The organism is Thermostichus sp. OS-CIW-26 (genome assembly GCF_054058395.1).
This window is the reverse complement of sequence record NZ_JBSSAG010000001.1, coordinates 47,532-73,038: the sequence shown is the minus strand read 5'-3', so window position 1 is coordinate 73,038 and position 25,507 is coordinate 47,532. Positions and strand designations below refer to the sequence as shown.

Annotated in this window: 24 protein-coding genes and 1 pseudogene; 9 read left to right on the top strand and 16 right to left on the bottom strand. The window is 58.6% G+C overall.

Going from position 1 to position 25,507, the window contains the following annotated elements; genetic code table 11:
• Positions 1–638 precede the first annotated feature (638 nt).
• The 3 genes from ACVW0C_RS00320 to ACVW0C_RS00310 all read right to left on the bottom strand — a co-directional run bounded on the left by ACVW0C_RS00320 (position 639) and on the right by ACVW0C_RS00310 (position 2,576).
• Entirely contained in the window at positions 639–1,943 is a 1,305-nt protein-coding gene (locus ACVW0C_RS00320) for a metallophosphoesterase family protein (protein WP_457383946.1), read from the bottom strand.
• A gap of 123 nt (positions 1,944–2,066) precedes the next feature.
• Positions 2,067–2,318, bottom strand: a complete 252-nt coding sequence (locus ACVW0C_RS00315) for an RNA recognition motif domain-containing protein (protein WP_011434316.1) — start codon at positions 2,316–2,318, stop codon at positions 2,067–2,069.
• Between the two features lie 69 nt (positions 2,319–2,387).
• A complete protein-coding gene (locus ACVW0C_RS00310) occupies positions 2,388–2,576 on the bottom strand; it encodes a hypothetical protein (RefSeq protein WP_414350215.1) in 189 nt (62 codons plus the stop codon).
• A 119-nt stretch (positions 2,577–2,695) separates the two neighbouring features.
• Here ACVW0C_RS00310 and ACVW0C_RS00305 point away from each other — a divergent pair, with 119 nt between their 5' ends.
• The 4 genes from ACVW0C_RS00305 (at position 2,696) to def (ending at position 4,249) form a co-directional block, all read left to right on the top strand.
• Positions 2,696–2,872, top strand: a complete 177-nt coding sequence (locus tag ACVW0C_RS00305; protein ID WP_041437678.1) for an NblA/ycf18 family protein — start codon at positions 2,696–2,698, stop codon at positions 2,870–2,872.
• Positions 2,872–3,198, top strand: a complete 327-nt coding sequence (locus tag ACVW0C_RS00300) for a DUF2499 domain-containing protein (protein WP_457383945.1) — start codon at positions 2,872–2,874, stop codon at positions 3,196–3,198. Before ACVW0C_RS00305 ends, ACVW0C_RS00300 begins: the two co-directional genes overlap by 1 nt.
• 3 nt (positions 3,199–3,201) lie before the next feature.
• Positions 3,202–3,516 carry a DUF3593 domain-containing protein gene (locus ACVW0C_RS00295; protein ID WP_414388950.1) on the top strand — a complete coding sequence of 105 codons (315 nt, stop codon included), beginning with the start codon at positions 3,202–3,204 and terminating at the stop codon, positions 3,514–3,516.
• A gap of 142 nt (positions 3,517–3,658) precedes the next feature.
• Positions 3,659–4,249 (top strand): peptide deformylase, encoded by a 591-nt coding sequence (gene def, locus ACVW0C_RS00290; RefSeq protein WP_414350211.1) that lies wholly within the window; start codon positions 3,659–3,661, stop codon positions 4,247–4,249.
• Between the two features lie 38 nt (positions 4,250–4,287).
• On the opposite strand, the gene ACVW0C_RS00285 is transcribed toward def, so the two are convergent.
• A complete protein-coding gene (locus tag ACVW0C_RS00285; protein WP_414350209.1) occupies positions 4,288–4,641 on the bottom strand; it encodes a hypothetical protein in 354 nt (117 codons plus the stop codon).
• 199 nt (positions 4,642–4,840) lie between these two features.
• Here ACVW0C_RS00285 and cbiD point away from each other — a divergent pair, with 199 nt between their 5' ends.
• The gene (gene cbiD / locus ACVW0C_RS00280) at positions 4,841–5,947 is read left to right on the top strand and encodes a cobalt-precorrin-5B (C(1))-methyltransferase CbiD (RefSeq protein ID WP_457383944.1); all 1,107 of its coding nucleotides are present in this window, start codon (positions 4,841–4,843) and stop codon (positions 5,945–5,947) included.
• A 277-nt stretch (positions 5,948–6,224) separates the two neighbouring features.
• Here the strand turns inward: cbiD and ACVW0C_RS00275 are convergent, their stop codons facing one another.
• The 4 genes from ACVW0C_RS00275 to ACVW0C_RS00260 all read right to left on the bottom strand — a co-directional run bounded on the left by ACVW0C_RS00275 (position 6,225) and on the right by ACVW0C_RS00260 (position 12,239).
• The gene (locus ACVW0C_RS00275) at positions 6,225–8,756 is read right to left on the bottom strand and encodes an ExeM/NucH family extracellular endonuclease (protein WP_457383943.1); all 2,532 of its coding nucleotides are present in this window, start codon (positions 8,754–8,756) and stop codon (positions 6,225–6,227) included.
• 166 nt (positions 8,757–8,922) lie between these two features.
• Entirely contained in the window at positions 8,923–10,389 is a 1,467-nt protein-coding gene (locus tag ACVW0C_RS00270) for a hypothetical protein (RefSeq protein WP_011434306.1), read from the bottom strand.
• A gap of 235 nt (positions 10,390–10,624) precedes the next feature.
• The gene (locus ACVW0C_RS00265) at positions 10,625–10,894 is read right to left on the bottom strand and encodes a hypothetical protein (RefSeq protein ID WP_457383942.1); all 270 of its coding nucleotides are present in this window, start codon (positions 10,892–10,894) and stop codon (positions 10,625–10,627) included.
• Between the two features lie 319 nt (positions 10,895–11,213).
• Positions 11,214–12,239 carry a hypothetical protein gene (locus tag ACVW0C_RS00260; RefSeq protein WP_457383941.1) on the bottom strand — a complete coding sequence of 342 codons (1,026 nt, stop codon included), beginning with the start codon at positions 12,237–12,239 and terminating at the stop codon, positions 11,214–11,216.
• Between the two features lie 169 nt (positions 12,240–12,408).
• Between ACVW0C_RS00260 and ACVW0C_RS00255 the strand changes: the two genes are divergently transcribed.
• Positions 12,409–13,860, top strand: a complete 1,452-nt coding sequence (locus tag ACVW0C_RS00255) for a BCD family MFS transporter (RefSeq protein WP_457383940.1) — start codon at positions 12,409–12,411, stop codon at positions 13,858–13,860.
• Here the strand turns inward: ACVW0C_RS00255 and ACVW0C_RS00250 are convergent.
• The 4 genes from ACVW0C_RS00250 to ACVW0C_RS00235 all read right to left on the bottom strand — a co-directional run bounded on the left by ACVW0C_RS00250 (position 13,857) and on the right by ACVW0C_RS00235 (position 16,524).
• On the bottom strand, positions 13,857–14,210 hold the full coding sequence (locus ACVW0C_RS00250; RefSeq protein ID WP_414349734.1) for a DUF6464 family protein: 354 nt from the start codon (positions 14,208–14,210) through the stop codon (positions 13,857–13,859). The two genes, ACVW0C_RS00255 and ACVW0C_RS00250, sit on opposite strands and share 4 nt — an antisense overlap.
• A gap of 267 nt (positions 14,211–14,477) precedes the next feature.
• On the bottom strand, positions 14,478–15,980 hold the full coding sequence (locus tag ACVW0C_RS00245; RefSeq protein WP_457383939.1) for a DUF697 domain-containing protein: 1,503 nt from the start codon (positions 15,978–15,980) through the stop codon (positions 14,478–14,480).
• A gap of 210 nt (positions 15,981–16,190) precedes the next feature.
• Positions 16,191–16,370: a hypothetical protein gene (locus tag ACVW0C_RS00240; RefSeq protein ID WP_414349732.1), complete on the bottom strand. Its 180-nt coding sequence runs from the start codon at positions 16,368–16,370 to the stop codon at positions 16,191–16,193.
• Positions 16,371–16,437: 67 nt separating this feature from the next.
• Complete coding sequence (locus tag ACVW0C_RS00235; RefSeq protein WP_457384026.1) at positions 16,438–16,524, bottom strand: fasciclin domain-containing protein; 87 nt, start codon at positions 16,522–16,524, stop codon at positions 16,438–16,440.
• A 305-nt stretch (positions 16,525–16,829) separates the two neighbouring features.
• Between ACVW0C_RS00235 and ACVW0C_RS00230 the strand changes: the two genes are divergently transcribed.
• Positions 16,830–17,861, top strand: coding sequence for an RRXRR domain-containing protein (locus ACVW0C_RS00230; RefSeq protein ID WP_414341962.1), 1,032 nt, complete (start codon positions 16,830–16,832; stop codon positions 17,859–17,861).
• A gap of 28 nt (positions 17,862–17,889) precedes the next feature.
• Here the strand turns inward: ACVW0C_RS00230 and ACVW0C_RS00225 are convergent.
• A pseudogene (locus ACVW0C_RS00225) lies at positions 17,890–18,447 on the bottom strand (transposase).
• Positions 18,448–18,548: 101 nt separating this feature from the next.
• Between ACVW0C_RS00225 and ACVW0C_RS00220 the strand changes: the two are divergent.
• Complete coding sequence (locus ACVW0C_RS00220; protein WP_457383938.1) at positions 18,549–20,324, top strand: phospholipase D-like domain-containing protein; 1,776 nt, start codon at positions 18,549–18,551, stop codon at positions 20,322–20,324.
• Between the two features lie 295 nt (positions 20,325–20,619).
• On the opposite strand, the gene ACVW0C_RS00215 is transcribed toward ACVW0C_RS00220, so the two are convergent.
• On the bottom strand, positions 20,620–21,597 hold the full coding sequence (locus ACVW0C_RS00215) for an acetyl-CoA carboxylase carboxyltransferase subunit alpha (RefSeq protein WP_011434297.1): 978 nt from the start codon (positions 21,595–21,597) through the stop codon (positions 20,620–20,622).
• 125 nt (positions 21,598–21,722) lie between these two features.
• Here ACVW0C_RS00215 and ACVW0C_RS00210 point away from each other — a divergent pair, with 125 nt between their 5' ends.
• Complete coding sequence (locus ACVW0C_RS00210) at positions 21,723–22,274, top strand: hypothetical protein (RefSeq protein WP_457383937.1); 552 nt, start codon at positions 21,723–21,725, stop codon at positions 22,272–22,274.
• On the opposite strand, the gene ACVW0C_RS00205 is transcribed toward ACVW0C_RS00210, so the two are convergent.
• Together ACVW0C_RS00205 and ACVW0C_RS00200 are read right to left on the bottom strand one after the other, a co-directional pair.
• The gene (locus ACVW0C_RS00205; RefSeq protein WP_099812950.1) at positions 22,250–22,732 is read right to left on the bottom strand and encodes a hypothetical protein; all 483 of its coding nucleotides are present in this window, start codon (positions 22,730–22,732) and stop codon (positions 22,250–22,252) included. The two genes, ACVW0C_RS00210 and ACVW0C_RS00205, sit on opposite strands and share 25 nt — an antisense overlap.
• A gap of 3 nt (positions 22,733–22,735) precedes the next feature.
• Positions 22,736–25,507 carry a hybrid sensor histidine kinase/response regulator gene (locus ACVW0C_RS00200; RefSeq protein ID WP_457383936.1) on the bottom strand — a complete coding sequence of 924 codons (2,772 nt, stop codon included), beginning with the start codon at positions 25,505–25,507 and terminating at the stop codon, positions 22,736–22,738.

Sequence of the window (25,507 nt, the reverse complement as noted above, 5' to 3'; positions counted from 1 at the left end):
GTGCGGGGCTCCTGCGATTTCTAGCTGACTCTATAGAAAAGAAGATGGGAATTTCATGAATGCTAGAAAGGGATCCCCCGCTCGCTGCGACTTCACAGCCCCCAGGCCCTAAACAAAAAAAGACTGGCAGTGTGAGGTCTACCAGTCTGAGTCAGTTCCCTGTGAGTGAGCTGATGCCGTCGTTGCCAACGTCTTCAACCCGATTCCCAGTTTGTGTTGCTTTTTGCCATTTCGAAGTGATTCAGATCACTTGAAACTTGAGGAGCCCGCAGCTTTGGCGAGCACTCCTGTCCTGATTTCTTCGTACAGGGATCCCCCATCCCCACCCCTATGAACCCTGAGGCGACAAAGAGAGCATGCCTCTAACCCCCAAAACCCTGAACTTTGCTGAATTTACTGAGCTTTAGGCGGTTTGGCAAAAGTCATTGAGAGGGATATAGTAGACCAAGTTTCCCCCCTGATCCTTGAGTCCACCGCAACGGTTGCCGGGAAGTGAAGGGGGAAAGCGCTCGGGGGGTATTCCTCAGGGCTTTGCGGGATACCGCCTTCCTGCTCAGAGATAGGCAGGATGCGATCGCTTCTTTCCTGAACCATGTTCAGGAGAGTTCAGCGTGAATGTATCAGCATCTCAAAACCAATCAAAACAAAGGCAACTGCTCCTCTTCTGCTGAGGCAGGGCTTGAAGCTCCCGGCTCCTCCCAGTTGGGATCCCAGTCCTGCAAGGGATCCACATATTCCTCCAACAACTGACGGGCCGCGGCCAGCAAATCGTTGTGCAAGGGGGCCAGATCGCTGCGGTCGGCCAGATACTGCTCCAGAGCCGTCAGGGGCTCAAGTCGGCTGGGATCCCATCCCGGCAGACGGATGCGGCTGGGGCTGACCACTTCTGGGGCGATGGTGTAGCTAAAAGCAGGGGCAAGAGCGTTGTGCAGAGCCCGCTCATCAATGCACTCTAGCTGGTCGGGCCGTATGCGGTAGATCAACCGCAGGATGGAGCCGGCCACGGGGGCCTTGGCGATGGCGGCCAGCAGCTTGGACTGCGCCTGCTGGGGTGGATCTGCGCTCAGATCCAGGCGAATGGTGTGAAAGGTACGGGTTGGCAGGGGCAAAAATTCATAGCTGGCCCCCGTAGGGGTGACTTCCACCAGCACACAGCCTTTTTCCTCTTTTTCTTCGCCAAAATCCACCCGCTCAATGCTGCCGGGATAGAGCATCAAGGGATCCCGACACAGCACCTGGTGACGGTGTACATGCCCCAAGGCAACATATTGATAGGCAGGCCGAGCCAGCAGCGAAAGGGGCACCGTAAATCCTCTGCCCACCGAAAGATGGCGTTCTGCTCCGTAGCGGGCTGTCTCCACCATGACGTGAGCCAACAAAATTGCCGGGATCCCTGGCTGCAGGGTGCGGATCTCCCCTTCTAGGGCTAGGCGGAGGCGCTGCAGGAGCTGATGCGCGAGGATTTCCCCTTCAAGCGCCAAGCTTTCCTGTTGGGCGAGTAGAGCAGAGCGACTCAGCCAAGGTAAAGTGGTCACCTGCACCGGGCCACCGCGAGTTTCGATCCGATGAGTTTCCAGTCTGTCCCCCACAATAAAGCCTGAGACCCCCAAAGCGCGGTAGATAGCCAGGCTGTTGCCTCCCTGTCCCTGCCCGTACTGATCGTGGTTGCCCACCAACAGGACGGTTGGGATCCCTGCATCGGCCAGGCGGCGAAACTGTTGGGCAAAAAGCTCTTGATGGAGAGGGGGGGGTGTCGCATCGGGGAAAGCATCGCCCCCAAACAACACCAGATCCACCGCTTGGTTGAGAGCATGGTCAATGCACAAGCGCAAAGAAGCTACAAAATCTTCCAAACGGGTATTCAGGCCGGTGGCCGGGTTAATGTGGCCGTAGGCAAGGCCACTGCCCAGATGAATGTCGGAAAGATGTAGCAACCTTACCATCTTGGGCGCTCTTGGAGACTTTGCAGCTCTCCCATCTGTTGGGATAAACCTTGCCGTTCGCGTTAGCGGGACGGAGTCCTTTGGTTGTCCAGAATGGCAAACCCAGGGTTGAACAATCTTTGCTTAGGCTTGGCGGCGGGGCCTGGCTCGATCCAAACGCAGAGGCCGGCCCATGAATTCCTGCCCGTTCGCGCTCTCAATAGCTTCATCTTCCTCGGCCTCGGTTGCCAGATCCACAAACGCGAAGCCTCGTGTCTGCCCGGTTTCTCGGTCTATCGGGATTGTAACCGACTTAACGTTCCACCTCTGCTGGAAGAAAGCTTTTAGTTCTTCTGTTGAGGCTTTATAGTTCAGGTTCCCCACAAAAATGGTCATGGCAATTCAAGCAAGGTAAGTCACCAATCAGCAAGGGTGGCAACAAAGCTCCAGAGTACTTCACTTCTATCATGGAGCCTTGCTAAGTCGCACAACGTGAAAGGATGTAAAGGGATCCCTGCCGGAAAATCTTCCCCCTTCCCCATCCAAAATGCACCTTTGTCCAACTTGACGGGCCTGTACTTTTTCTGCCACTGGGTTGAGGTTCTCTGCCCTCGCCTCGGCCAAGCTCCCTTCCGGCACGTCGAGATCCGGCATCTTGTCACGTTGTTGCGATTTGTTAAGATATGTATTATCCCGCTTGCACTACCTGGCCAGATCTGCGCTGTTGGAACTCTTTGCAGACCTCTCTACCTGAGCACCCTGAGGTGATAATGATGGATGAAACGCTAGAGCTCTCTTTGGAGCAGCAATTTCGCCAGCGGGCTTTCGAGACCTTGGTTTCTCGCATGAGCCCCGAGCAGGCCAAGGACATCTTGGTCAAACTGCACAAGCAAATGCTGTTGCAGGAGGCCACTTACCGCCAACTGCTGCGTCATTCCCTCAGCGCCTGATGCACGCCCTTTCGCTTCCCACCTGGTGGATTCACATTGCCAGTGTTTTGGAGTGGATCGCTGCTATTGTGCTCGTGTGGCAATTTGGGGAGCGAGTGGGCCGGCCCGAATGGCGAGGTCTAAGCTGGGCGATGCTGCCCGCTTTGTCGGGGGCAATGTGCGCGATCACCTGGCACTGGTTTGACAACGACCCCAAGTTGGACTGGGTGGTCACTGCACAGGCCAGCTTGACCTTGCTGGGCAACTGCACCCTGGCTTGGGCTGCTTACCGCATTTGGCGGGCTGAAAGGGTGGATGAGCCTGCACAGAAGGGGGATCCCGACTAGGCGATGAACAGTTTATTTGCCCTTTCTTTGTTCCCCTACCTGGTCTTTTTATTCTTCCTGTCGCGGCTGCGCCGGATCCCACGTTTGGCCTTGGTTGGATTTTGGCTGCTGTTGCTATTTGTTGCCGTCAGCATCCCGGCAGGGCTGTACGCTCAGGTTCACTACGGCACTTCCCTGGCCAACGTGGATCCCTTGCATGGAGGGGCAGAGGCTTTTCTCACCCTCTCCAATATTTTGGTGGCCTTGGGCTTTAAGCAGGGAATTGACCAACAGGCCCAACGACTTCCAGAGGCTGGCGACGGCAACCCTGAGCCATGATCATCCCAAACAGGTCCCTACCCCCTCTTCAAAATCAAAAACGAGAGGAGAGCTAGGCAACAATGGTTTCAGCACAACCAGGACTGAATGTAGAATGGGGATCCAGGCCTGATACCTGCTGTTATTCTGTGAGATCTGCCGGATGGTGGCTACCCTTTCTGTTGCTGTTCCCAAAGTGAAGCTGAAGCATCCGCCCCTGCACATTTATCGCATGGGGGACAAGGTGCTGCGGCAGCCGGCCAAGCGCATCAGCCAGGTCAACGACGAGATCCGCCAGCTTGCCCGGGACATGCTGCAGACCATGTACAGCTTCGATGGGATTGGTCTGGCGGCTCCGCAGGTTGGCATTCCCAAGCGCATGATTGTGGTGGATCTTTATCCCGATAAGCCGGAGGTGCCACCGCTGGTGCTGATCAACCCGGAGATCCGGGAGTACATTGGCGAGGCCGTTGCCGGGCAGGAGGGTTGCCTGAGCATTCCGGGGGTGTTTTGCGAGGTCGTGCGCCCAGAAGGGATTGTGGTTTCGTTCAAGGATGAAACGGGGCGGCCCCGCACTCTTCGAGCCGACGATTTGCTGGCGCGGGTGATCCAACACGAAATCGACCACCTCAACGGCGTGTTGTTTGTGGATCACGTGGAAAACGAGCTGGTGCTGGATCAAGAGCTGCGCAAGCACGGCTTCCAGATGCAGGATGTGCAACGCAAAGGCAAGCCCTCTGCTGTTCCCCGTTGAAGCCTTTCCAGACCGGTCCGGACGACTGTCGGTTTGGTTTAGTGTTGCAAGCGCTGGGCCAAGAGCTGCTCTTCCAGAGCGGCAATGCGGTTGTAGGCAGCGGTTAACTGGGCACTCAGGCGCTGTATTTGGGCTTCGGGGGCCAGCTCATGCCCCATGCTGCGGTTGCTCACCACGGTGGGTTCATCATCCAGCAGGAAGTTGTGGCTGCCATCTTCCACCAAGTCTGAGATTAGAACGCTGTAACGGGAGGGGGCGGGGGTGTTTTTTTTGGCTTCCTGGGTAGCCAGGAGAACGGCCACCACCTGCTCGGGCATCCGCTCGATGGCAGCTTTTAGCTCCTGTATTTGCGACTCCAGACGCTCAAGGTAGTGCTGCACTGCTTCGCTCATAGCTGCCCCAGTTTTCGACTACCTTTATTGAAAAAGGCAAATTTCGGATCCCCTCTTCTTCCCCCAGATCATTTAACGATTGCTTCCGGGAGGTGTTCCCCGAAACTCCTGGGTTCTCTCACAAGCCACAATTGAGGTGTGCATTTTCCGGAGATTTTGGTTTTCCGGTCATCCATTTCCGAAGCAAAAAGCTGTGCAGATGCAGGATGCTGTTCAGGGATCCCGACCGCGGGGCTATACCTTGCCCGTTTTCGCCGTTGCCTCGGCCAGGGCTGCTCTTCACCACCTTCTGGGGATCCCTTTGGAGAAGGAAGGGGGGCGCTTGGTTGTTGCGGTGCAGGCTGAGCCCCAGTCCCTTGAGGCTCGGATCCACATCCCAGTGGAGCAGGTAGCTGCCTTGGAGAAGACAACAGCTCTGGCCATTACCCGCTCGGATCCCGGCCCCCACCTGGATCTCACCCGCGACACACCGGTCTGGGCTTGGGTGAGGTTGGAGGAGAGGGATCCCGAGGATCCCCCCTTGATCTTGGAAGCCGGGGAAGGGCTGGGGCGACGCACCGATGGCAGCCCGGCCATTTATGCCTATGCCCGCCGTTTGTTTGAGATCAATCTTTTGCCCGGGATCCCCCCCGATTGCCGGTTGCGGGTTCGCATTATCTTGCCTGAAGGAAAGCTGCTGGCCGAGCGCACCTCCAATGCTGCTTTTGGGGTGCTGGAAGGGCTGGCCCTGTTGGGAACGCGGGCGGAGGTGGAGCCTTCCTCAAGTGTTGAGAGCTTAGAGCAAGCCCGCCAAGAGCTGCAACAAAAGTTGGAGCGGCACAAGCATTTGATCTTTTGCGTGGGCAGCCATGGGCAGCAGGTGGCGCTGCGGCAAGGGATCCCGGAAAACCAGATCCTGCGAGTAGCCAATTGGATAGGGCCGTTGCTGGTGGAAGCGGCGCTGCGGGGGGCGGAGTCCATTCATTTGATCGGCTACCACGGCAAGCTGATCAAGCTGGCAGGGGGGATCTTCACCACTTCCAGCCACGTGGCCGATGCCCGCTTGGAAATTCTGGCGGCAGCCCTGATCCGGCGTGGGGGAACTGCAGAACAGGCACGGCAAGTGCTGGAGTTGCGGACAGTAGAGGCAGCGGTGCACCATCTGGATGGCCTTGGCTGGGCAGCACCCGTGATGCAGGAGTTGGCTCGCCAAATCCTGGAGCGAGCCACAGGCTATGTGCAAAAGTATGCCGGTCGATCCCTGCTGTTGGCGGTGACGTTGTTCGACCGACAGGGGCACATCTGCGCCCAGGTGGGGATCCCATAATGAGGTCATTTCGATTGAGACGAGGACATTGCAATCCCCCCGGATCCTCAACCATTTTTCTCCCGAAGTGTCTTAAGCGCTCCGTGCCGCCAAAGGCAACCACCCCCGGCTCCTCTCCCTTTAGTCCGTGCTCCAAAAGTCAATCCCTCTGCTCGAAACCCGCTGAGCAACGGTGGATCCCGGCCAAGACCACATAGGAGAGCGTTACGGCTGAGGAAGCAGATCCACTTTCCCAGCCACTGCCAATCAGACTCAGGTTGGCACTGGGATCCCACACCTAGTTCCCGGAGATGTTGACACTATCCACCCGCCAGCGAGTGGCCAAGCCGGAAGCTGTACCAGAAGAGCGATAGCGGAAGGCAATGTAAACACGGTTGGAAGGCTGGATCCCAGCCAGAGAAATCGGGCCGGAGTCGACGAAGCTGCCCGTAGAGCCCGTAGAGAGAGCGGGAATCGTCAGAGCAGTCCAAGTGGCTGCATTCACTGCCGCTGGAGTGCCTGCACCGCTGTAGTTGGTGGAGTAAAGAACGCTTAGTTGTTGCGAAGGAGGAAGGCCGTTATCGCTAAAAGAACTCTGATTGCGGAAGGTCAGAACTGGGTTGCTGACGGAAGCCAGGTTCAGAGGAGGAGTGATCAGCCAGTCATTACCCGGTTGCTGACCGTTGAAAGCGTTGGCCTCGGCAAGGGAGTTGACACAACGCCAGGAACGACTGGTGTCGCCGTCCACATCCACAATCTGCCAGCCGGCTGGAGCAGGGTTGCAGTTATCAAAGCCTTCAGTCAAAGGCAGGTTAACGGAAGGAGGAGTTGGTGTCGGTGTGGGCGTCGGCGTCGGTGTTGGGGCCGGAGTCAGGTTCAAGCCAACGAGCACCGGATCGTGGTCGGAAGAACGGAAGGGATCGCTGGCGTAGAAGAGGCTCTGCTGAGAGGGACTCTTGAAGCTCAGGGTGTAGTCCAAGCTCACGGGCTCATCAGCGTTGATGTGCCACTTAGCTGAGCCTGTAACTTGGGGTCTCAGACTGCTATTGGCCAGGGCATGATCCAGAGATCCCCACCGTCCTTGGAAGCTAAAGGAGTAGCTGTTGGAGCCATTGAGGTTGATGAACCCGCCCGCCTCCAGAGTTTTGATCGGATCCTCCATAGCGTAGGAGTTGAGATCCCCCATAATCAACACATCCGGATCGGTGGAGCCAGTTGGATTGGTGGCGAGCCAGCTCAAGAGTTGCTGAGCGGCCCGGGTGCGGTTGCCGTTGCAATTGCCTTGGAAGGGATCGTTGTCAATAGGATCGCAGGGAGAAACCTTGGACTTGAAGTGGTTGACCACAACAGTGAAGGTGGCGTTGTTGCTCCGCTGCCGGAAGGTTACAGCCAGAGGAGGACGATGGAAGCGTCCGGGGCCTTGGGTGAATTCCCCTGTGTCCAGGAAGGCCGGGTTAGTGCCGGGGGCAATTTCAACCGTAGCTGGCTTGTAGATAAAGCCGTTGGTGATGGCATCGCCGCCCAGGTTGGGCACTCCAACATTCACAAAGGCGTAGGTTCCTGCCCCCATGACCTGGTTGAGCCCGTTCACCAAATCCTGAATGGAACTATTCGAACCGTATCCATCGTTTTCTAACTCGTTGAGGCCTACGATATCGGCATCCATGCGGCGAATAGCCTCGATGAGCTTATCCCGCTGGCGGGTGAACTCGGTGGCGTTGCTGGCTCCCCGACAGGAGGAGTTATTGGGGAAGCAGGCGTTGCCGAAGGTGTTGAAGTAGTTGAACAGGTTAAAGCTAGCTACCCTCAGGGAGCCCCCTACTGAGGGTGGGTTTTGCGGGCGAGGGTTGGTGGCTGTAAACCTGGGCAAGTTGTTGGGATCATTGGGGTGGATACGGTAGTCGATGGTCGCATCCACATCGCCACTGACATTCCGGCCTCGCAACTGGGTCATGATCCCGGTGATGTTGCTGACGCGATCGCCGCCGCGCACAGTGTTAGCCGCGCTCAGGCCACCCGGAGTGGGGTAGATAACCGGATCTGGGTTTTGGGTGAGCAGCCGGTCATCAATGCGAATCCGCTTTCGGTCGTTTTCCGCTTGAATGGCAGCTGCCCGGCTGGGAGCCGCAATTTGCGTAGGAGTGAACAACCGCTCTGTGGCCACACTCAGCTCCCCGTGGCGTCCCAGCAAGAAGGAGTCGGTTACAAACAGGGGCTGATTTCCAAATGTGACCAGCATTCCTTCCAGAGCTTCCCTTTGCTCCGCAGTCAGCGGTAGAGAGATCTGCACTGGGGCCGGCAACGGATTGTCAGAGCTACAGACAGTAAAGCTGGTGACGTTGGAGAGCTGGGTTTGCTGGCGGAACTCAGCAACCGTTCCGGTCACCTGAACCCTATCCCCAAGCCTGACGTTATTAGCTGTGCCACTGAAAACGAAGATGCCATCTGATGTGGCGGGATTCCCGTCACCATCATCTTGTAGGTAGTAGCCCTGAAGATAGGTTTGGCCAGCCACCCCCTCATTTTCAAAGTCTCCTACTACGATTCCAGAAACCGTGACTGTTTGGTTCACCAGGGGGGAAGTGAAGCCAGTGCCCTGGACAGTGCCAACTGGGATCAGGTTGGCGTTGGGATCACAGCCTCCCGGCGTGGGCGTCGGTGTTGGCGTGGCTGTGGGTGTTGAAGTCGGGGTCGGTGCTGGCACAGGTGTAAGTATTGGCAAAAGAGTTCTTCTGGAGCCGAACCCTTGCAGAGAAACCAAAAGCACCAAACCAAAAACTAGCACCGCAATTGATTGGGCAACACGACGCGAAGTAACCCTAGACCACATCTGCTTCACTCCTCCCGAAACTTCAAAGGATCCCGTATTTTTACCGTCTGTATGGATACCATCTTCAGGAAGGAATTAAAGGGGCAGCTAAGGTACGCTTAAGAAGACAAGAAGTTACCCCCGCCTGAGTCAAAACTCAGGGGAGAACATGGGCAGGCTTTTTCCCCTAATCCCCCAATTCGGGATCCGGTCGTACCCGCACCCCCATCTGGCGCAGCAGGCGTAAAGAGTTTTCTGGCCCATCGATCATCTGCTGCTCGTTGATCCAGTAGGTGGCAATGCCCAGGTCTTCTAGAAATCGCACATAGGGATCCGGCGGCGGTCCATCGAAAACGGCGGCCTTCTGAACGGAAAAGCCCTGCTCGATCCAGGGGCCGAGGGCAAAGCGCTCGTAGTAGAGCAACTGTCCCACCACTTCCTGCAAAGCCTCTGCCGCATCCTTGTGGTGCAGGAGCTTCACTTCGGCCAAAAGCAGATGCCCGTCCGCCACGGCCAAAAAGTCAAAGGTATGCTGATCCTCCCGGACTTCCAATCCTGCCAGGCGGAACCAGCGGCGAAACTGGTGCAAGATCTCGTTGTGGCGCTCGCTGCGCTCCAACTGACGTCGACGGCGGCGTTCTGCCATCAGCGGGTCTGTCCCGGCGCTGTGAGGGATCCCACTGCTGCGGAACTGGGGCGGCTCATCGGGATCCAAAACCACCTTGCCCCCAGCAGGTTGATGCAGGAGGGGCGGCATCTGGGGCAAGAGTTCTGTGGATCCCCACTCCACCTCTGGCTGCTGAGCCCAGGTAAGCAGGTGTCGATTCAAGGGGTGCTCAGGGTGGGTGTCGAACAACAGGCGCAGTTGAGACTGGCTAAACTGAAAATCCAGACGAAATTGCTCGATGGAGAGGCTGCTCCGCCCCTTTTGCAAAGTTTCTTGGCCAAAGTAAAGCATCACCAAGAGCGGGTAAATCGGCAGCGGACGATGGGAGGGAATGAGCATCGCCCACATGTCATCCGTCCAGTGGGGGAGCAGGATCTCGGCCTGTTTGCCTTTGCCCACCACCTGCAACATTTTGGGGTGTCCCGGCTGCCAGCCACAGGGGTGATCGTCAAAGCCGCAAGTCTGTCGCCCTTGATCCACGCTCAAGGGGTAGCGCCCATCATAAAGGCGGAAAGGACAGAGATCCCGGTCTTCGGCCAAAAAGCGCTCGTCTTGCCACAAGTGGGCCGCCAAAGCATGACAGCCGATCCCTTCCTGGCTGTTGCAGGCTTTGAGCCAGCGCCGCTCCGCCAGTTTCCCGCCCACTTTGCTCGGGGCCAGGGGCCGGATCAAACCGTTTTCCCCCTGGTTGAACAGAGGCCACACCAAAGGCTCGCCAGTTTCGGGTAGGGTCGGCAAAAGAGGATGGGTTTTGCTGTAAAACGGGTCGCAAATGCGCTGGGCCACTTGCTGCAAGGGCAGTCCGCGAGGGGATCCCACCCAAGGCAGCAGAGATCCCGATCCGGCCTGAGCGCGGTGATACTGGATGGCCAGAGCCACCTCTAGCCCTATGGGACGGAGTTCCGGCGTGAGCTGCCGGTAGCGCTGCAGCAGCCGGGAAGCCTGCACAAACAGGTCGTAGCGCCGAACGGGAACTGCGTCAGCCATAGTGTTGCAGGAAAAGCTCCCCACTGCCTTGGGCAAGAGCTGGCACAGACAAGCACCATGGCCTCAAGAAATGAGACCTTGGCAACTGTCTCTGCAGACCCTGACCTTGCCGAGGATATCGGGCCGACACCCCCTCCTCTTGGCACCAGGTCAGTTGTCAGTGTAGTAGAGAAACTCTAGGGCGAGAAGATGCTGCCCCTCGCTTGCAGGTTGTGGGAAGAATGCGCAGTAGGCCCTAACGCCACGGCCACCCAGGAAAGGGGCGCTCTGTCTCTGCATCACGGTCGTACTCCGTAGGTCGGCCTGTATCCGGCTGAATCACCAAGCTGCCCACATAGTCGGCCTCTCGATAGACGCGGGCAATTTGATGGTGAATTTGGGCCATGTCCTCGGCGGAGACCACACCATTGTCGGTGGCTTTGTAGAACTGGACCGTGACCCGAATGGGAAAGCGGGGATCCCGCTCGATGTCCAGGTTGTTGACCTCGGTGAAGGGGCCTTCCACCGGCCCATGTCCAATGACAGCGGCTTCTACATTGCTGAGGCCGGCCAGGTCGGCTGCGGGTCCGAAAAACTTGACAGAGATATCCTCAACTTCCCTTCGCGGCGGCTGCCGCTGCTGGAGAGCATGCCTCTAACCCCCAAAACCCTGAACTTTGCTGAATTTACTGAGCTTTAGGCGGTTTGGCAAAAGTCATTGAGAGGGATATAGTAGACCAAGTTTCCCCCTGATCCTTGAGTCCACCGCAACGGTTGCCGGGAAGTGAAGGGGGAAAGCGCTCGGGGGGTATTCCTCAGGGCTTTGCGGGATACCGCCTTCCTGCTCAGAGATAGGCAGGATGCGATCGCTTCTTTCCTGAACCATGTTCAGGAGAGTTCAGCGTGAATGTATCAGGTACTTGGATCACCATCACCAGGTTCAGGGCTTCTTCTGCTACTTCCGCCGAATGGGGATCCTGAGGGGTTGGGTTGGCGGCTTGCTCGGCCCGAAAATCGCTGAGGCGCTGCCCGGTGAGGCTGGCCCGTTCACCATTTTGGTTGAAGAAAAGGCGCTGGCCCCAAATAGCTTCGCCCACCTTATCTACCTTATCTTCAGTGCGGTTCTCGATCACCGTAATGCTGGTGCCCTCGCGGGTGGCCAAAATGGCCAGTACGGCTGGGTTACCGGGATAGGATTGGTAGTTGAACAACACCGGGTTGAATTGGGCAGAGCCCCCGGCAGGGATAGGCAAAAAGGCGGCCTGGGCGCTCACCAACACATGGCTATCCCGTGGGGCCAGCAGAGAGTTGCGGTTGCCGGCCCAGGAGCCAGGATCGTGCAAGTAGCGGCGCAGATTCCCCAGCAGCTCTCGCAACGACACTGGTTGCAGGGGTTTTCCTTTTTCGTTGCCCACCAGCACCTGCAGGCTGTCGAGGGGCAGGTCGGCAGACAGATCGGCGAAGTTGGGGTAGCGGATCACCGGCATCAGGCTCAGCTCGTAGCGGCCCGTTCTGGGGTTGAGCTGTTGTACCTGGATGGTCATGTCGCTGATGTTGGGGCCAAGGGCGGATCCCTTGTGGCGTCCGGTATCTTCCCAAGTGACGTCGACGATATCCAGCCCGTAGGGCTCTGCCAAGGCTCGCGCTTGCGGATCCCAGGTCATGGAGATCGTCTGGTCAATCACCTGCCTGTAGGCCAAGTACTCTGCCCACTCTGAAGGCGAGGGGGAAGAAAGGGACTGGTGGAGGGGAAAATCCATAGGGGTTGCCTGAGAAGTAGAAATTATCAACGTAGGGACGAGGGCTGCTCCGGCCAGGGAAATGCCCACCCAGCTCAGTGAACTCAGCAGCCAGGGGATGGGGGCGCGCATAGCAATATTCCTGAGGATTGGAAATTGGGGGACTATACCCTGACAATAGCTCCCAAAAGGGGAGAGGACGTGGCGGTTTCGCTTTTGGCAACCCCATGCTTTTGCCGGGATCCCAAGCCACCTGGGCTACGATAAAAGGCTGTAGCACCCTTTCGAATCATTCCAGATCATGGCCAATATCCGCCGGGATCCCGAGGTCAACGCTTCTGTAACTCCAGCTTCTCCAGAGCCTCAGGTGCAGGTTCAGTCTTTGCCGCTGCATGTCATGTTCCGCCTGGGCCTGTTTCAGATGGGCTTGGGAATGATGTCGTTGCTCACTTTGGGAGTGCTGAACCGCGTCATGATCGACACGGATCTGCTGGCCATCCCGGCAACGGTGGTGGGGGGATCCCTGGCCATGCACCAGTTGGTCTCCCCGGCTCGGGTTTGGTTTGGGCAGCTCTCGGATGCCAAGCCCCTGTTTGGCCTGCATCGCACCGGCTATGTGCGTCTGGGATCGGTGTTGTTTGCGGTCTGCATCTTCCTGGGGGTGCAGGTGGTGTGGGGTTTGGGGGATAGCTTTGCGGCTACGGGCTGGTCTGGAGCCACCTATGGCTGGATAGGCTTGGCCTGTTTGATGTTTGCCCTTTATGGTCTCTGCCTCAGCGCCTGCTCCACGCCTTTTGCGGCTCTGCTGGTGGATGTGTCAGAGGAGGACAACCGCTCTAAGTTGGTGGGGATCGTCTGGTCTATGTTGATGGTGGGGATTGCCGGCGGGGCCATTGGCTCGGCAGTTCTGCTGCGGGGCTTGGATCCGGACAACCTGCAGAGCACCATTAATCGCCTCTTCGTCATCATTCCAGCCGTGGTGATCCTGCTGGGGGTGATCGCCACCTGGGGGGTGGAAAAGCGCTATTCCCGCTACGGATCCCGTTCCACCCTGGCCGGACGGGAAGACCAAATCACCCTTGGCACGGCCATCAAGGTGCTGACCGCCAGCCGCCAAACCCTGATCTTTTTCGGCTTCTTGGTGTTGATGACCATGGGCCTGTTTATCCAACAGCCGATCCTAGAACCCTACGGCGGCGAGGTGTTTGGCATGACGGTGGCCCAGAGCACCCAGCTCAATGCCTTTTGGAGCCTGGGTATTTTGGCAGGGATTGTGCTGACCGGATTTTTCATCGTGCCTAAGCTAGGCAAGCAGACAACGGCTCGTCTGGGCTGCCTGCTGGTGGCCATCTCTTTTGGGCTGACCATTGCCTCAGGGTTTACAGGCAATCCACGGCTGCTGCAGCTGTGTATGATCCTGTTTGGCTTGGCTTCTGGGATCACCACCAATGGCGCCATTACCCTCATGTTGGATTTGACGGCAGCGGAGACGGCAGGCACCTTTATCGGGGCTTGGGGTCTGGCCCAGGCCATGTCCCAGGCGGTTTCCACCTTGCTCGGCGGGGCTTTGCTCGATCTGGGGCGCATTCTCTTCCCCACTTCTTCAGTGCTTGCCTATGCCACCGTCTTTGGGGTGGAGGCAGCGGTGATGTTGCTGGCCGTGTATTTGCTGGGACGGGTGAGCGTGGCCGAGTTTCGCGAAAAGACCAACCGTGCGCTGACCCAGGTGTTGGCTCTGGAGCTGGAGGGCTAGCAACGCGGGGCCGACTCGTAGTGGGGGCAGCCCTGACAGGGCCCGCTGGGGTTGACGGCGCAGCGCAGCAAGGGCGAGTGAGCATTAAACCGACAGGAGGGATCCCCCAGGAACCTTCCCACTTCCTGAGGTGGGGTGACCGAACGCACCAGGGCGCGGATCCCACACAGGTGGTATTTGCCTTGCCGGAGCCGGTAGGAATGACGCTTTTCCAGAACTAGGTAGTGCTGCTCTGCCAGTTGGACGTAGGTGCCCGGATGGGGACTGCTCTCCCAAGGGCATTCTTCCACCACCTCTCCCGAATCCGCGTCGATCCACTGAATGGGCAAGGTCGGGTTGATGGAAGACATAAGGCGCAAATGGAGCCAGTTTAGGGCAGCAGACTACAAAATGATGGACTGGGCTTGACTTGTGATTAACAAATTGTGCAACTTTTTCCGGCAACACTGAGTATGGCTGGTACAAATGTTCTCTCTTGTGTGACCTGGAGCCTGCTAATCTACAGAACTTCTACAAAGTTAAGTTAGAAAAAGCTGTACTCAGTGTAATGGATTTTCTGCGGCGGGCGGAGAACGGGATAGGTTGGGCCTGCGGCGGCGAAAAGATGGATGCTTGGACTAGCTATTGGAATGGGCTTGGCGGGCCAGTTGGGTGAGAAAAGCCAGAGGATGACGGTTTTGGAGCTGCTGCCTAACCCGCTCTTGCAGGATTTCCTCTTGCCAGGGATCCCCAGAGGACAGCCACTCTAGGTAACTGAGCCCCGCCACCCGTGTCAGATAGGCCCCCGTCACTGCCTGCAGGGGGATCCCCATCACCATCAAGGGGCTGGCCTTGAGCAGAGAGCCCAAAGCCTGAGTAGCCAGCTCCAGCCCCCCCAGTTGCACCACCATTTGCGCCAAACTCTGGGCGATTTGCTGGGCCCGGCGCAAGGTAATGCGTCGGTCAAACACCTGGTGCAGTTCCCCAATCATGCGCGCCTGAATGGCCACTCCTGCCAGCACATCCAAAGCAGGAAGAGGGGTTGCCGCCAGGGCAGCAGCGGTGGCCCACTGCATCCGTTCCACGATCTGGCGACCCTGTTGGCGACGTTCTTCTTGGAGGGCCTGCTGGACGGCTTCGCTGAGAGTTCGGGTTTGCAACAAGGCATTGGCCAAGCGCAGGTGGGATCCCTTCTGCTGCAGCAGGTGAGCCATTTGTTGAATGAGAGCCTCTGTCTCGGGGGGCTGCGGCTCCCAAGTTTCCCACACAGAGCCATCTTCGGAGTAGTAGCGAACCTTGAGGGGCTCTGGATCAGCGGCGATGGCCACCACCTGTTCGGCGGGGATCACACCGGCGGTGCGTCGGCGCAAATGGGCCAAGATGGTCTCTACATCCTCCGGCAGCATCTGATCGGTTTTGTTGAGGGCCAGGATGGCGGATTTGCCCAGCCGGGCCAACTCCAGCATTTCGGCATATTCCGAAGCCAGCAGGTCTCCGGCCACCACCAAGATCAGCAGATCCGCCTTCTGGGCCAGGGCGCGGGCTTCCGCTTCACCTGCTCCCCCAATCGTCAGCAGCCCAGGTGTGTCGGTAAGGGAAATGGGGCCGTTCCAGCCCTCCAATTGGTAGGTGTGGATGGATCCCTGCTGGGTGGTGCCCAGGGTGGGGGCTGTTTCGCCCACCGGTCGGCCCATCAAGGCATTGATCAACGAGGTCTTGCCGGCGGAACTGGTGCCGAACACCACCAGATGCAATTCCTCCTGGTTAAGCCGCTGATTGATCTCTTGCAGCTTGGCACGCAGGGCACGGCGACTGATGTCATTCTGCAGCTTCTGGATCAGGCGATCGGCATCTTCCAGATCGGCTTGCACCTGATTCCGCGTTAACTTAACCCGCCGCAGCGGTTGTGTCCGCTGGTTTGGAGTACTTTGCCGTCGGCCAGCCTGCTGCCACCAATGGCGCGCTGCCAGACCTGCTGCTGCTGTCCCCCCAAGGATGGCGCCCACCACCAGCTCCGCAAGAGGCTCGGAGTGGGGAGCCACGAAGCTGTAGATCCCGCCAACCCATTGCAGATATTGGCTCAGGGCCGCCAAACCCAGCCCTGCCCACAACCACACCCAAGTGGAGCGCGACAGCACCATCCCAACCCACAGCCTGCCCAGATCTCCAGATCAAAAAGCCAAAATCGACCGGTCATCCCAGAGGACAGCCCCCGCTGTCAACTGAATCTGCAACCGCTTCTCCAGCATAGGGCTTGCTGTAGCTGAGCATACAATTTTGTCAAGAGTTTTGCTGGGGATCAGCCACCCGCAAGTAAAAGAGGAAGGGGAAGCAGGAAGTCAAAAGCGCCCTCAGCTCAACCGGCCCAATGAGCCAGGGATCCCCTCTCCCAAAATCGCCGGCGGCTCCAGCGGTGCCGGCAAAAACTCGCCCCCGCGATAATCCAACAGCTGTGCCAGCAGCAAGTAGCCCACCCCCAGAGCAATGGCCAGGATCCCTGTAACGATTGCTACCCACTTAGGCCGCTCCACGCTGAATCTCCCCAATAAAGTGCTGGATCTCGATGCTTCTATGATGCCCGAAGTGGTGGCCCAATGCCTAACGCGGCGGGATCAAGACTGCATCGATGACGTGGATGATGCCGTTAGAGGCTTGAATATCGGCGGTCAAAAGCCTTTCTCTCACGGGTGGCCCTAGAGTAGAGCAGAGAGCACCTTGGCGCAGAAACAGCTGCCGTAAAGTTCGGTATCCTGGGGCTGTGATTGCTGGAGAGGAGAAAGGCCGTCAAGTACCCCCATTCTTAGCGGGGGGCTTGTGGGAGTAGGGCCTAGCCAGCCTGAAACCCCAAGGGCAAGGAAAGACTAGCCTGCCCAAGCAACCCAGTCATGGGGGGCGTTTGAAGGAGACTGAGCCGACTGGGCGTGGCAGCCCAAAGTACGTAGCGAATGCTTCCCTAGTTTGCTACCTCTACGTCGGCCAGGGGCGAAGGGATGTACATACTCCGCAAGGAGACTTACCGCATGTTCGTGCCCGTCGTAGACCACAACCAAAACCCCCTCATGCCGACCACTCCCAGCCGGGCGAGGCGGTGGGTTAAATCCGGCAAGGCTACTCCCTTTTGGAAGAGAGGGGTGTTTTGTGTTCGTCTCAACGGGGAACCTTCTGACCGGCAAACCCAACCCATAGCCGTCGGTATTGACCCAGGAAGCAAGAAAGAAGGGTGGTCGGTCAAATCAGCCGCACACACCTACCTCAACATCCAAGCGGACGCGGTTAATTGGGTGAAGGAGCATGTTGAGCAGCGTCGAAACATGCGTCGGTTGAGGCGGTATCGCCAAACGCCCTGTCGGCAACCGAGAGCGAACCGGGCTAGAGGCGGATTGCCCCCTTCCACCAAGGCTCGGTGGCAGTGGAAGCTCTGTCTTGCCAGGTGGCTGAGCAAGTTGTTTCCCATATCCGTATTTGTGGTGGAGGACATTAAGGCGAAGACCTCAGGCCAGCGTCGCTGGGACGTGTCTTTCTCCCCCCTAGAGGTGGGTAAGCAGTGGTTTTATCAACAACTAGCGGGCTTGGGGCAAGTGTTGATCCGCTCAGGGTGGGAAACCCAGCAGATGCGGGACGCCCTTGGGCTGAAGAAAACCAACAAAAAGACAGCCGAGGTCTTTGAGGCTCACTGCGTGGATGCGTGGGTGTTGGCTAACTCCGTAACCGGTGGGCACCTGCAACCTGACAACCGGCAGATGCTCATAGTAGTTCCTCTACGGTTTCATCGTCGTCAACTGCATCGTTTGCAACCGGCCAAAGGTGGGAAAAGACTGCCCTACGGGGGGACTATCAGTCTGGGTTTGAAGCGCGGCAGTTTGGTGCGTCATCCCAGGTGGGGGCTCACTTTTGTGGGTGGCAGTTCTGGGGGGAGGTTAAGTTTGCATTGCTTACGGAGCGGGAAGAGGTTGACGCAGAGCGCCAAAAGAGAGGATGTGCGGTACTTATGCTTTTGTTCCTGGAGGTTTTATGGAGAGTAAAGCCGCCCTCAAGAGCGGGGTTTCAGACCTAGGTTGTGTTGATCTTTAGCCAGAAGAGAGCACCTGCGAAGTAGAGAAAGCTCAAGAAGTTCCTGGCCAACTTGTCAAAACGAGAAAACAAATGCCGATACTGCTTTAGCTTCTGAAAAAAGCACTCTACTAGGTGCCTCTCTCTGTAAACATGCCGGTCGTAATCTCGCACCACCCTCCTCTTCTTCCTAGAAGGAATCACCACCCGACTCTCCCTTATCACTTTCGTGCGTTCTTTTTGCCAGCTGTATCCACCTCGACTCCTGCCCAAGGCTTGCTCCCCTCTGGCTGCACAGGGGTGAGCACGAACGATAGTTGAGTCCAGGATAAGATGCTCTCAATCGGGTTCTGTGATGAAGAACTGAAACATTCTTTCCCAGACTCCCAAGCGACTCCAGTGATGGAATCTTGGGTAAACGGTGTACCACTTTCCACATCTTTCCGGGAGGTAGCGCCAGGGGGAGCCAGAACGAGCCATCCACAGCACGCCCTCGATAAACCGCTTGCATCCTGCCTCTTTGCCAATGTGGGGTTCTGTTCGCAGAAAAGCCAGAATCTTTTGCTATTTATTGTCATCTATGACAAGGCAACTCATCAGACCTTGCCCAAAAACTATCCTCACCTCATACTAAAAGTAAACACAGCCTAGTTTTTTCGATGAACGGGATCCAGTCGTGGTTGCGGCAACTCCGCCGCTGGCTGCCCTGGGCTGCTCTGCTTCTCATTCTGGTCTTGATCGGCTACTGGGTGGGTCCTCGGGCCAGACCCTACCCCCAAGAGCCGGAGCTGCCCACCCTGGCCCCTCTGCCGCAGCACCCCCGCATCCGGGTGGTGTTCAACCAAAGCCGCGAGAGCACCTATCGGGATCCCTACCGCCAGATCCGCCGCTACGGCTACAACCTGGAAGAGTTCATCATTTCCCAGATTCGCTCCGCTCGGCAGTCGGTGGATATTGCCGTGCAGGAGCTGAACCTACCCCTGATTGCCCAGGCTCTGGTGGAGCAGCGGCAGGCGGGGATCCCTGTGCGTTTTATTACTGAAAACACCTACGTGCGAGCCTGGCACCAGCTCACCCCTGCCGAAGTGCGGGCGCTGGACGAGCGCAGCCGTCGCAAGTTCGAGGAGTACCGCAACCTGGTGGATGTGAACCGCGATGGACGGTTTTCTCCCGAGGAGATTGCCAGCCGAGATGTGTACGCCTTGCTGGATGGAGGCCAGGTGCCCTGGCTGGATGATACCGCCGATGGCTCCAAGGGCAGCGGCCTGATGCACCACAAATTTGTGGTGATCGACGGGCAGAAAGTCTTGACCGGCTCGGCCAATTTCACCCTCTCTGATATTCACGGGGACTTTGATGCGCCTGGCAGTGTCGGCAATGCCAACCATCTGCTGCTGCTGGATAGCCCCGAGCTGGCCCGCCTCTACACCGAGGAATTCGATCTCATGTGGGGCGATGGCCCCGGTGGCTTGACCGATAGCCGCTTCGGCGTGCAGAAGCTCAAGCGTTCCCTGGAAACGGTGTACATTGACGATGCCATTGTGGGGGTTCACTTTTCTCCTGCCAGTCGCTCCCTGCCCTACGAAGCCACCTCCAACGGCATTATTGCCGCCACCCTGGCCCAAGCCCGGCAACAGGTGGATCTGGCTCTGTTCGTCTTTACGGATCCGGGCATTGCCAACCAACTCAGGCAACTGCGCCAGGAGCGCAACGTAGAGATCCGCGGGGTGTTCGACCCTGGTTTTGCCTTCCGGGACTACAGCCGCACCCTGGAGATGTGGGGGCTGTTGCTCCCCGACGAAAAGTGCCAGGTGGAGGCGGCGCGCCTGCCCTGGACGCTGCCGGCCCAGTCTGTAGGCATACCCAACCTCGCCCCCGGCGATAAGCTGCACCATAAGTTTGCCATCATCGATCCCGGCACTCCTCAGGCCACGGTGATCACCGGATCCAACAACTGGTCGGTCTCGGCCAACCACCTCAACGACGAAAACTTCCTGATCATCCGCAATGGCCGAGTGGTGGATCACTTTGTGCGGGAGTTCGACCGGCTCATTGCCGATGCCCGCTTTGGCCCCAGCCGCCGCCTGCAACAACAGGCAGAAGAGGCGTCCCGTCGCTGCCCCAACCCCGTCCCCGTTGCCGCTTCCTTGCCTGAACCGGAGCCGGAGCTGCTGGAAGTCGAGGTCGTTCTTCCTCCTGAGGCGGGATCCCCTTCCCCGTCGGTTGCTTTTCCGGTGGCGTCTCCTGGGGGATCCCCTCGCGTTAACCTGAATACGGCCACGGCGGCGGAGCTGGAACAGTTGCCCGGCATTGGCCCCGCCCTGGCGCAGCGCATTATCGAGGCCCGCCCCTTCTCCTCTTTGGAGGATCTGCAACGGGTCAATGGCATTGGCCCAGCCCGGATTGAGCAGCTGCGGGATCGGGTAACCTGGTAGGAGTTAGCCCCCTCTTGGTCAGGTTGAGGGCGCGGAGTGCTTTCGGAAGTTCATCCCAGAGCAGCTCCTAAAGGGCCTCTCCCCTCGAATAAACCCCAAATTAAACCCCAAATATAGTCATTTCAGTTCAAACCAGGACACTGCACCCACGCCTAAAATGTTGGTCGCATCGGCGTTGCAGAGCAATAATGCAGGGGGCCAAAAGGCTTTTCAAGGACTCCGTCCCGCTGGCGCGATCAATGGCCCAGGTGTCTCACCCTAATCTGAAACGACTATAAATCAGGGATGCATAAGTCTATTCAGAAAGCTCCAGAAACGCTCCCATGCGGCGAAACTTTTGGTAGCGCTCCTCGCGCAATTCTCGCCCGCTCAGGCTAGAAAGTTCCTTGAGATGCCTGAGAAGAGCCTCTTTGAGGGTTTGAGCAGCTTCCAAGGGCGCGCGGTGGGCGCCGCCAACCGGCTCTGGCAGGATCTCGTCGATCACCTCCAGTTGCAGCAGGTCTTGGGCGGTAATGCGCAGGGCTGCCGCCGCTTGGGGAGCCTTCTTGGCATCCTTCCAGAGAATAGCCGCGCAGCCTTCCGGCGAGATCACGGAGTAGACGGCGTGCTCGAACATCAGGATGCGGTTGCCCACCCCAATGGCCAATGCTCCGCCGGATCCCCCTTCGCCGATGACGGTGCAGATGATGGGGATCTCCAGCCGGAAAAGGGTCTGCAGGTTGGTGGCAATGGCCTCTCCTTGGCCCTCAGCTTCCGCCTTGACGCCTGGGTAAGCCCCCGGCGTATCGATGAAGGTGAGCAGGGGCAGGCCGAAGCGGTGGGCATGTTCCATTAGCCGCATGGCTTTGCGGTAGCCGGCGGGATTGGGCATCCCAAAGTTGCGGTGGATGTTGTCTTTGGTGTCGCGACCCTTTTGGTGGCCTAGGATCATCACCGGCTGATCCCCCAGCTTGGCCAACCCGCCCACAATGGCTGGATCGTCCTGGCCGTGGCGATCCCCGTGCAGCTCAAACCAGTCGTCACAGATGGTCTGTACGTAATCCAGGGTGGTGGGGCGGCGGGGGTGACGGGCCACCTGGAGCCGTTCTACCGGCGTGAGCTGGCTGAAGATCTCGCGGCGCAGCTCTTCGGCTTTGGCTTCCAATTGGCGAATCTGCTCAGAAGCATCGATGTCGTTTTCTTCTGCCAAGGCCCGAATTTCTTGAATTCGTTGCTCCAGGGCGGCAACAGGCTGCTCAAACTCCAGCAGCAGGCGGTCGGTGGACTTGGTCATGACCGGTTGGCTAAACTTCGGGGGCGTGCTGTGACCGGCAGAGGCTGCACAGATTTGGGGATGGGACTTTGATCTTCTCACATGTGGATCCCTTAGGCTAGAGGGAGCAGCCCAAGAGGGATCCCTTGTCTGCCTCTCTTCATTCCCCCTCTTCACCCCTTCCCCCCTGGCTGCGCTGGGGGGTGGTGGGATCCGTCGTCTTGGCTATCGGGGTGGGAGCCTTTTGGCACTACGGGCGGCCTGAGCGACAAATCCGCGTCCACACGGAGAGATTGCTGCGGGCGGTGGAGCAGCGCAACTGGGATCAGGTGGAGATGCTGGTCTCTGAGGCCTATAGCGATGGTTGGGGCCTGGATAAGCAGCGGGCGCTGGCCTACAGCCGCGAGATCTTCGGGCAATTTTTTCGCTTGCGCCTCCAACCCCAAGCGCTGCAGGTGCAGCTCGACCTAGGGGATCCCAGTCGCCAAGGACGGGCCACCCTCTGGTTTGTTATCGAGGGCTCCGGCGGCCCCTTGGCCAACCTGACGCGGGATCAGGTGAATGCGCTGGAGCAACCCTTCCAATTGAATTGGCAGCGACGGGGTGGGGAGCACTTCCGCTGGGAGCTAACCCGCGTGGAGAATCCAGAACTGCAACTGCCCCCTCTCCCCGCTCAAGAACAGACAGGCCAGAGATGAGGGTCGAACACCAACAGGGGGAGCTGGCCTTCGGCTGGCGGGATCCACTGCACAATACCCCGTTGGCGGGCCTGAGCTGCATAGCGGCTGGGGAGAGGCTGCAACTGGGAAGAGGGCAGACGGCGCAGGAGGGGCTGAGTGGGAATGGGCAGAGCCCCTGTTTCTGGGTTGTCGATCTGGTCGGACAATCCGTCCTCAGAACTGCCTGGCTGCAACAGAATAACCCCTTCCGGTTGAAAAGGGATCCCTCGGCCCAGCAACAAACGACCGGTATCCAAAAGCTGGGGGCCGCCCTCCTGAGCAAGCTGAAACTCTGCCCAGCTAAAAACTCGCCGCGCCCGATCAACAGGGAGGCCGAAGCAGTAGGAGCCCAGTTGGAAAGTAATCAAGGTCTGCCGGTTTCTCAGTTGTTCTTGCCGAGCCAGACGACGCAGGCGCAGAGGGGAAAGCAGGGGCATGGACTACCTCGCCATCAAAACGCCGGTGGAAGGTGCCGAAGAGGCTGGTTGCAGCAGTTGCCGCAGCTTTTGGATCAGCTCCTGTTCCTGGAAGGGCTTGGAGAGGTAGGCGCTGGCTCCCAGCCGCTGGGCCAGTTGGCGGTGTTTCTCGCCACTGCGGGAGGTGAGCATGACCACGGGAAGCTGGTCATACAGGGGGTGGGCACGAATCTGGGCCAGCAAGCCAAAGCCATCCAGCCGCGGCATTTCAATGTCGGTAATCACCGCTCGGATGGGAATTCCTCTCTGCAAGTGCTCGAGGGCCTCTTGTCCGTCGCGAGCCTGTTCAACCCGGAACCCTGCTCTTTCTAGGGTCATGGCCAAGAAGCGGCGCACGTTGACCGAATCTTCCACCACCAGCAGGGTGGGCTGGGCGGCAAACCTGGGCTGGGGAAGGGGATCCCTTGCCGACTGACAGGGCTGATCCCGCTGGGCGAGCAGCCAGCTCAAGAGGGCAGGCGGATCCACGAAAAGAGCGATTCGCCCATCGGCCAAAACCGTACAGCCGGAGAATCCCGACGGCAGAGGCAGACCTCCCTCCACCGGGCGCAGAGTTACCTCTTGCTCCCGCCAAAAGCGATCCACCAACAGGCCATAGGGCCGGTTGTCTTCTACCACCAGCAGCACCACAGGTCGGTCGAGAAGGGGGGTCTCGTCAATTTCCCGGCGAGGCTGCCAGCGCGCGAAGCGAAACCAGTGGCCCACAGGAATTAAAGGGATCTGCTCCCCTTCCCAGAGAAAGGAATCGGCAGGCAACTGCGGGGGGATAAGCAATTCTTCCACTGCGTTGGCCGGAAAAGCCAACATCAACCCCTGGCATTCTGTCAGCAGCATGCGGGTGACGCTCAAAGAAACGGGCAGAGTGAGGGTAAACAGCGTGCCCCGTCCCGGCCAAGATTCCACCTGCACCTGGCCGCCAATTCGTTGCAGGTTGGTGCGTACCACGTCTAGACCCACTCCCCGTCCAGATAGCTCGCTGACTCGCTCGGCGGTGCTGAAGCCCGGCTGGAAGATCAACTCCAGCAGCTCCTGGGAGCTGGCCTCAGCCAGGTCGGCAGCGGAAAACCCTATCTGCAAGGCGCGGGCCCGGATTTTATCCAGACAGATCCCTGCCCCATCGTCTCGCACCGTGATCAGAGTGCGGTTGCCCCGTTGGCTGGCGGCAATTTCGATGAGGCCCTTGGCCGGCTTGCCCTGGGCCAGGCGGGTGTCTGGAGCCTCGATGCCGTGGTCAAAGGCGTTGCGCACCAAGTGCAACAAGGGATCCGCCAAGGCCTCCAAAATCGAGCGCTCGATTAGGGTGGATCCCCCCAAGACCCGCAGCTCCACGGGCTTGCCATGGGCTAAGCTCAGCTCCCGCAGCGCTCTGGGGAAGCGATCCGTCAAATCCGATAGAGGCTGCATGCGCACCTGGTCGAGACGGGTTTGCATTTGCCTGGAGAGGCGGCTGAGCTGGCGGGCGCTGCCTTCGGTCTCCTGCAGGGTGGTGTCGATATCGTGGGTTACCTCATCAATTTGCACAACGGTTTCCATCACCTCTTGGGTCAGCAGGTGCATCTCTCCATAGCGATCCATCTCCAAGAGGTCAAAGGTATCGGCCAAGGTCAGGCCGGGATCCCCTTCTTTTTTCAAGAGCACGGAAGCAGGCACGGTGGCAGCGACGCGGTCGTAGCTGCTGCGCAGGCGGCTGTTGGTTTCTTCTAGAGTGCGAACCCGCCGTTTGAACAAGCTGACCAGCTCCCGCAGCCGTTGCAGGCGACTGTTTAAGCGGTTGCGCTCCCCTATGAGCTCTCCCAACAGCTCCCCCAACTGTTCCAGAGGGCGAGCCGGCACCCGTAGCATCTCGGCAGCGCTTTTGGCCCCGGCTGGAATCGAATCCGGCAGCTCGGTGGCTCCTGCCATTGCAGGGGGAGGGGCTTCTGGCGGGGGGGAAACTGGAGGCTCTGCCGGATCCCAGGAGCTGGGGAGAAGAGCGACCTGACCGACCAGCACCAGGGCCTGCGAGCGTCGCCAAGCTTGTAAAGCCGCCTGAGCAACGGGCAACACCTGCTCCTTGGCATTTGGCGGCAGCGTCTCCAGAGCTTGGACTACTGAGCCGCACAGGGTGGCAAAGGCAGGCAGATCCAACATTTCCCCCAGCGCCCCCAGCTCTTGGGCAGCAATGAGAAACTCCTCCCGCAAACAGGGCTGCTCGGGGTGGGCCAGCACACCTTCCAACCGCTGCAGACAGGCCTCCACCTCGGTTGCAAACAGCAGCACCCGCATATCGCCCCCGGCCTCTGCTGCCAGGACTTGGACGTTGTCCTCAGGCTGCAACTCTCCCAACTGCTCTCGCAATTGATCGAAAAGAGGCTGCACCCGCTCTGCCAGCCAAGATTCGTCCAAAAGCCGCTGCTGGCGGTGCTGCTGGGCTATTTGGCGCATGCAATCCAACGCCGCCAAGAGGTTGCGCTCCACTGCGGGGTCGGCTTTTTGGGGATCCACCTGCAAGATCTTGAAACCATCTTCCAGGCGATGGGCCAAGTCGCTAAGCACCGGAAAGCCCATCATGGCCGCCCCGCCCTTGATGGAATGAGCAGCCCGCAGCAAGCGATCCAAACGGGGGCGATCCAAACTCTGGGATCCCAGGCCCAACACCCCTGCCTCCAGGGTGTCGAGGTAAGCCTGGGCTTCGTCCAAAAACTGCAGCCTAACCTGCCACTCGCGTGGGTCGAGGGAAGTGGGATTCGGCCCCAT

Bases quoted from the DNA above. Each gene is read 5' to 3' on its own strand.
- ACVW0C_RS00320 (WP_457383946.1), bottom strand. From the start codon at position 1,943: ATGGTAAGGTTGCTACATCTTTCCGACATTCATCTGGGCAGTGGCCTT.
- ACVW0C_RS00315 (WP_011434316.1), bottom strand. From the start codon at position 2,318: ATGACCATTTTTGTGGGGAACCTGAACTATAAAGCCTCAACAGAAGAA.
- ACVW0C_RS00310 (WP_414350215.1), bottom strand. From the start codon at position 2,576: ATGCCGGATCTCGACGTGCCGGAAGGGAGCTTGGCCGAGGCGAGGGCA.
- ACVW0C_RS00305 (WP_041437678.1), top strand. From the start codon at position 2,696: ATGGATGAAACGCTAGAGCTCTCTTTGGAGCAGCAATTTCGCCAGCGG.
- ACVW0C_RS00300 (WP_457383945.1), top strand. From the start codon at position 2,872: ATGCACGCCCTTTCGCTTCCCACCTGGTGGATTCACATTGCCAGTGTT.
- ACVW0C_RS00295 (WP_414388950.1), top strand. From the start codon at position 3,202: ATGAACAGTTTATTTGCCCTTTCTTTGTTCCCCTACCTGGTCTTTTTA.
- def (WP_414350211.1), top strand. From the start codon at position 3,659: ATGGTGGCTACCCTTTCTGTTGCTGTTCCCAAAGTGAAGCTGAAGCAT.
- ACVW0C_RS00285 (WP_414350209.1), bottom strand. From the start codon at position 4,641: ATGAGCGAAGCAGTGCAGCACTACCTTGAGCGTCTGGAGTCGCAAATA.
- cbiD (WP_457383944.1), top strand. From the start codon at position 4,841: ATGCAGGATGCTGTTCAGGGATCCCGACCGCGGGGCTATACCTTGCCC.
- ACVW0C_RS00275 (WP_457383943.1), bottom strand. From the start codon at position 8,756: ATGTGGTCTAGGGTTACTTCGCGTCGTGTTGCCCAATCAATTGCGGTG.
- ACVW0C_RS00270 (WP_011434306.1), bottom strand. From the start codon at position 10,389: ATGGCTGACGCAGTTCCCGTTCGGCGCTACGACCTGTTTGTGCAGGCT.
- ACVW0C_RS00260 (WP_457383941.1), bottom strand. From the start codon at position 12,239: ATGCGCGCCCCCATCCCCTGGCTGCTGAGTTCACTGAGCTGGGTGGGC.
- ACVW0C_RS00255 (WP_457383940.1), top strand. From the start codon at position 12,409: ATGGCCAATATCCGCCGGGATCCCGAGGTCAACGCTTCTGTAACTCCA.
- ACVW0C_RS00250 (WP_414349734.1), bottom strand. From the start codon at position 14,210: ATGTCTTCCATCAACCCGACCTTGCCCATTCAGTGGATCGACGCGGAT.
- ACVW0C_RS00245 (WP_457383939.1), bottom strand. From the start codon at position 15,980: ATGGTGCTGTCGCGCTCCACTTGGGTGTGGTTGTGGGCAGGGCTGGGT.
- ACVW0C_RS00230 (WP_414341962.1), top strand. From the start codon at position 16,830: ATGTACATACTCCGCAAGGAGACTTACCGCATGTTCGTGCCCGTCGTA.
- ACVW0C_RS00220 (WP_457383938.1), top strand. From the start codon at position 18,549: ATGAACGGGATCCAGTCGTGGTTGCGGCAACTCCGCCGCTGGCTGCCC.
- ACVW0C_RS00215 (WP_011434297.1), bottom strand. From the start codon at position 21,597: ATGACCAAGTCCACCGACCGCCTGCTGCTGGAGTTTGAGCAGCCTGTT.
- ACVW0C_RS00205 (WP_099812950.1), bottom strand. From the start codon at position 22,732: ATGCCCCTGCTTTCCCCTCTGCGCCTGCGTCGTCTGGCTCGGCAAGAA.
- ACVW0C_RS00200 (WP_457383936.1), bottom strand. From the start codon at position 25,507: ATGGGGCCGAATCCCACTTCCCTCGACCCACGCGAGTGGCAGGTTAGG.